General features: G+C 40.2%; 5 protein-coding genes. 4 read left to right on the forward strand and 1 reads right to left on the reverse strand.

Annotation, left to right across the window (positions count from 1 at the left end; all coding sequences use genetic code 11):
* The 4 genes from dnaG to surE form a co-directional block, all read left to right on the forward strand.
* Positions 1-1,865, forward strand: a 1,865-nt coding sequence (gene dnaG, locus E1176_RS06520) for a DNA primase (RefSeq protein ID WP_155209798.1), incomplete at its 5' end; no start/stop codon positions are given.
* 304 nt (positions 1,866-2,169) lie between these two features.
* The gene (locus tag E1176_RS06525) at positions 2,170-3,405 is read left to right on the forward strand and encodes a bifunctional 3,4-dihydroxy-2-butanone-4-phosphate synthase/GTP cyclohydrolase II (RefSeq protein WP_155209799.1); all 1,236 of its coding nucleotides are present in this window, start codon (positions 2,170-2,172) and stop codon (positions 3,403-3,405) included.
* On the forward strand, positions 3,406-4,020 hold the full coding sequence (locus tag E1176_RS06530; protein ID WP_155209800.1) for a hypothetical protein: 615 nt from the start codon (positions 3,406-3,408) through the stop codon (positions 4,018-4,020).
* A gap of 4 nt (positions 4,021-4,024) precedes the next feature.
* Positions 4,025-4,801, forward strand: a complete 777-nt coding sequence (gene surE, locus E1176_RS06535) for a 5'/3'-nucleotidase SurE (protein ID WP_155209801.1) — start codon at positions 4,025-4,027, stop codon at positions 4,799-4,801.
* Positions 4,802-4,836: 35 nt separating this feature from the next.
* Here the strand turns inward: surE and E1176_RS20555 are convergent.
* Positions 4,837-5,211: hypothetical protein (locus E1176_RS20555; RefSeq protein ID WP_222933103.1), on the reverse strand; the 375-nt coding region annotated here is incomplete at its 5' end.

The raw sequence follows: 5,211 nt of genomic DNA on the forward strand, positions 1-5,211 counted from the left end.
ATGTAACGCTGAGGCGAAAGGGTAGTGGTAGGTACCTTTGGGCTTGTTGCCCGTTTCATGATGAGAAAACCCCATCGTTTTCTATCACACCGGAAAGAGGGATTTATAAATGCTTTGGCTGTGGCAAATCAGGTGATACTATAAACTTTATTATGGAGCATGATGGTCTCAATTATCTTGAGGCTATAAGACACCTGGCTCAAAAATACGGAATCGAGATTATTGAAGAGCAGCAATCTGATGAGCAGGCAGAAAAGCAAAATGAAAAAGACAGTTTATTCATAGTCCTTAGTTTCGCCAACGAATTTTTTAAAGAGAAGCTTAAGCAAAGTGATGAGGGGCGCTCGGTAGGGCTTAGCTATTTTAAAGAGCGAGGCTTTAATGAAAAACTCATCGATAAATTTGAGCTGGGTTATAGCCTCAATGAGTGGAGTGCACTGCATAAAGAGGCAGAATCTAAAGCTTACAGTGAGGAATTGCTGGAAAAAGCAGGACTTCTTGTTGTAAAAAGTGAAGACAAGAAATATGACCGTTTCAGGGGACGAGTTATCTTTCCTATCCACAATATATCCGGAAAAGTTGTTGGTTTTGGTGCGCGTACATTAAAGAAAGATGATAAGCCAAAGTATCTCAACTCTCCTGAGAGTGAGGTTTATCATAAAAGTAAAATACTCTACGGCATCTATCAGGCAAAGCATGCCATTCGCAAAGAAGATAATTGCTACCTGGTAGAGGGGTATACAGATGTTATCTCTCTCCATCAGTCTGATATTGATAATGTGGTGTCTTCATCCGGCACCTCGCTTACGGAGGATCAGGTGAAGCTTATAAGCCGATTTTCTAAGAATATTACCGTTCTTTTTGATGGTGATGCTGCAGGTCTAAAAGCTTCTTTAAGAGGTATCGACATGATACTTGAAGCGGGTATGAATGTGCGTACAGTGGTTTTCCCGGAAGGTGAAGACCCTGACAGCTATTCGCAAAAGTTGGGTACTACCGCATTTAAGCAATTTTTAGCAGACAATACGGTTGATTTTATCAAATTTAAGGCAGGCCTGTATGCCGATGAGGCTTCTAAAGACCCGATAAAAAAGGCTGCATCTATAAAGGAAATAGTCGGTAGTATAGCCAAGATACCTGACCCTGTGCAACGAGCAGTCTATCTTAAAGAGTCTTCTTCTCTGCTAGATATTGAGGAGACCATCCTGCTTGCTGAAATGAACAAGCTTCTATTTAAGGAAAAGCGTCAGCAATCTGATATAGCCAAAAGACAACAGGAGGAGAGAGGTGCGTCAATTGAAGCCTTTATTGAGCAAAACACTGAAAAAGAGCCAATAAATAATGATAAACTCATCTCTCTGCAAGAACGCGAAAGTGTGAGAATCTTAATCAATTATGGATTCAACGATATTGAGGAGGAGTTTAAATTATGTAATTACCTGCTTCAGGAGCTGGAAGATGTAAGCTTTATCACACCTATTTATAAAGAGATCGTTGATATTTTTAAAGAACAATTGGCTGAGGGACGTGTAGTTGATAGTCAGTATTTGATTGCCAATGGGTCTCCTGAAATAAAGAAAGAGGTGGCAGACCTGGTGACCGAGCGCTGGGAAGTAAGCCCAAACTGGAATGATAAATTTCAAATTTTTGTACCTGAGGAAGATGATGTGCTTGAGAGTGTAGTCTTAAGTAACGTGCTTAGACTTAAGTTTAGAGTTATACAGAAATTGATTGCTGATAATATGGCTAAGCTTAAAGTGGCTACTTCGGAAGAAGAGCAGGATCAGTTATTTAAGATACATGCAGAGCTCAAAAAGTCTGAAATGGAAATTGCGAAAGCCTTGGGTATAGTAGTTACCCGCTGATTTTGCAGTTTAACGGCAATAAATGCATTTCGTCCGTAAAATATGCAACTTAACTAACGCTAGTTTGCCATTTGTCTGCATATCACTATAATTGAATCATAAAGCCAACTATAGACAACGATATATCCCTTGGAGCCAGGTCTTCAAGGGATATTTTGTTTTAGTCCCCTTCGTGACAAATGCCTTACTTTCTTATCGCATAAGTACACAAGCGAACATCTCTGAGAAAAAAATTGTTGATTCACCAGTACAGTTTTAGATAGTACTTTATAAAAGACTATTTTTGTGCATCTAAAAATCATCCATGGCAGAGAATAACAATAACATAAAGCTTGACAGCATCGAAGATGCAATTGAAGATATTAAAAACGGTAAAGTAATCATTGTAGTAGATGATGAAGATCGTGAAAATGAGGGTGACTTTATATGTGCTGCTGAGTGCATTACACCTGACATTGTCAACTTTATGGCTACACATGGTCGCGGTCTTATCTGCGCGCCAATAATCGAAGATAGAGCAGAAGAGCTCGACTTAGAGTTGATGGTAGGAAGAAATACCGCAGCTTTCGAAACCCCATTTACAGTATCAATCGACCTCATTGGTCATGGCTGTACCACAGGAATTTCAGCCCACGACAGATTTAAAACTATTAAAGCACTTGCAGACCCCGATACCAAGCCTGAGGAGCTAGGTAAGCCGGGTCATATCTTTCCTCTCAAAGCCAAAAGGGGAGGTGTATTACGAAGAGCAGGACACACCGAAGCTGCTATCGATTTCGCAAGATTGGCAGGATTTAGGCCTGCGGGCGTATTAGTAGAAATAATGAATGAGGATGGTACGATGGCTCGTCTACCAGACCTTGTCGGAGTTGCTGAGCGATTTGGATTGAAATTGGTTTCTATTCAAGATTTAATTCAATACCGTGTAGATAAAGAAAGCCTTATTAAAAGAGCCGTGGAAAAAGTAAATATGCCCACTGACTACGGTGATTTTAAACTAACAGCCTACGAGCAAACTAATACAGGTGATAACCATCTGGCACTTACAAAAGGAAGCTGGGAGCCGGATGAACCTGTTCTGGTAAGGGTTCACTCCTCATGCGTGACAGGAGATATATTTGGCTCATGCCGTTGCGACTGTGGAGGTCAACTACATGCCGCTATGGAAATGGTAGAGAAAGCCGGCAAAGGTGTGGTAATTTATATGAATCAGGAGGGGCGTGGCATTGGCCTTGTAAATAAATTGAGAGCCTACAAATTGCAGGAAGAAGGACTTGATACCGTAGAGGCGAATGCTAAGCTTGGCTTCGAAATGGACCAAAGAGATTATGGTGTGGGAGCTCAGATTTTAAGAGACCTGGGTGTTAAGAAAATAAAATTAATATCTAATAACCCTAAAAAACGTGTAGGTCTTATAGGTTATGGTCTGGAAATTGTAGAAAACGTATTGATAGAAATTGAGCCCAATAAGCATAACGAAAAATATCTACAGACCAAGCGTGATAAAATGGGCCACCAAATTTTAAGAGATAAATCATAAGTGAAGAGAGCTTTTGTACTTGTACTCATCGTTTTTTCTGCGTTCACAGCAAGGGCGCAGTTCCCTTCAGAAGTTTGGCATGAAGGTGAGGTAGTACTGGCACAAGGTGATTCTTTAACAGGTTTAGTTAAGTACGATCTGGAAACTGATTTAGTACAGTTCACTACCGACCAACGAACAATTCAAACATTCACTGCTCGCAAACTATTGCATTTTGAGATTTTCGATAAGCTGTCTAACCGTTATCGACAATTTTACACGCTGCCATTTGGTCTTACCGGAGACTATCAGGCACCCATAATATTTGAACTGGTTTTTGAAGGAAAAAAACTGACACTCCTCGGCCGAGAGGCGATAGAGTATCAGGTCACTAATTATCCATCGGCAGTAGCTGGAAGTTATACCAGACTGGAATTGGTGTTCACACATTTTTTCCTCACCGATGAAGGGAGAATTATCCAATTTGATGGGAAGAAAAATAGTTTGCTTAGAGGTGTTATGAGCAGAAAGTCATCTGAAATTAAAAAATTTATCAAATCAAATCATCTCAGATCAGACCGTAGAGGTGATCTGATAAAGATTGTTTCTTACTACAATTCACTATACGAAGACTAATTTTATGGCCGATAAAAAACCTTTGATTCTTGTATCTAACGATGACGGTATAACAGCGAAAGGCATTAGAAACCTTGTGGGTATCATGAAGGAGTTGGGCGATGTAATTGTTGTTGCTCCAGATGGACCTCAATCTGGTATGGGGCATGCCATTACGATAGGTAATACACTGCGGTTAGAAGAAACTGACATTTTTGAAGGTGTGACAGCCTATGAATGTAGTGGCACTCCGGCCGATTGTGTAAAGATGGCCAAACACTTTGTACTCAAAGATCGCAAGCCAGATCTCGTAGTGTCAGGAATCAATCACGGGAGCAACACCGCTATCAGTGTTTTATACTCAGGCACTATGTCGGCAGCCATTGAAGCGGCTGTTGAAGGCATACCGGCTATCGGCTTTTCTTTATGTGACTACTCTTCTGACGCAGATTTTTCTCATACCAGAGATTATGTAAAGAAGATTGCCAAACAGGTGCTGGATAAGGGGCTTACCAAAGGTGTCGCTTTAAACGTAAATTTTCCACCAAAGCGTAATGAAGATATAAAAGGAGTGAAAATTTGCAGACAAGCAAACGCCAAATGGCAGGAAGAATTTGACCAGCGATTTGACCCTCATGGGAGAAGATACTTTTGGCTGGCAGGCAACTTTGTTAATCACGACAAAGGTGAAGATAATGATGAGTGGGCGATAGCCAATAACTATGTTTCAGTAGTTCCTTGTCAGTTTGACCTGACAGCCCATCACGCCATTACCATCATTAATGATGAGTGGGATATTTAGAAGAAGTTACTATAAGCAACTTCTTCTTTGTCATTTTAGTTAACCTTTACATAAGTTTCGGTATAACCAGCTGCATTATCCTTCCATGAAAACTCTGTTTCAGAAGCTGATTGTATATTGTATACAACTTCAAATCCGAATACAGTTGTTGTAAAAGCTTGTCCGGTAAACGTATAGTCAAGAGATGCACTTCCAGCATTACACCCATTAGAAGTATCTATTACGGCAACATCTAGTTTATTTTCAGTTATTGTGAGTATTGGTGGATCATTTTCACATGACTTATAGTCAGGATCTGTTGAATTTGTAAGCTTCCACTCGCCTAAAAACAGAGAAAGCTCATAGCTAGGAGCTTCATCATCATCTCCACAAGCAGTAAAAACTAAGCTAAAGGTAAAAAGAGCTAGTAA

The organism is Fulvivirga aurantia (assembly GCF_009711475.1).
GTDB lineage: Bacteria > Bacteroidota > Bacteroidia > Cytophagales > Cyclobacteriaceae > Fulvivirga > Fulvivirga aurantia.